Source organism: Staphylococcus sp. HMSC067F07 (genome assembly GCF_001837405.1).
GTDB classification, from domain to species: Bacteria; Bacillota; Bacilli; order Staphylococcales; family Staphylococcaceae; genus Staphylococcus; species Staphylococcus capitis.
Genome location: NZ_KV832205.1, coordinates 1 through 438, shown reverse-complemented (window position 1 = coordinate 438; position 438 = coordinate 1). Strand labels below are relative to the sequence as shown.

1 protein-coding gene is annotated in these 438 nt (G+C 35.4%); it reads left to right on the top strand.

The window, feature by feature from the left end; all coding sequences use genetic code 11:
* On the top strand, nt 1-438 hold a 438-nt coding region (locus HMPREF2706_RS00050; protein ID WP_176746153.1), incomplete at both ends, for a malate:quinone oxidoreductase.

The window sequence follows — 438 nt, the reverse complement described above, 5'->3', positions numbered from 1 at the left end:
GTGGTGGCGCTATTCCACTATTACAAAAAACTGGAATTCCAGAAAGTAAACATTTGGGTGGATTCCCTATTACAGGACAATTTTTAATTTGTACTAACCCAGACATTATAGCCCAACACGATGCCAAAGTTTACGGTAAAGAACCACCTGGCACACCGCCTATGACAGTACCTCACTTGGATACTCGATATATTGATGGTGAACGTACATTATTATTCGGTCCATTCGCTAGTGTGGGTCCTAAGTTCTTAAAAAATGGTTCTAATCTTGATTTATTTAAATCAGTCAAACCATATAATATTACAACATTATTATCTGCTGCTGCTAAAAACCTACCTTTAATCAAATATTCATTTGATCAAATATTAATGACTAAAGAAGGTTGTATGAATCATTTACGTACATTTTATCCAGAAGCACGTGATGAAGATTGGCAGT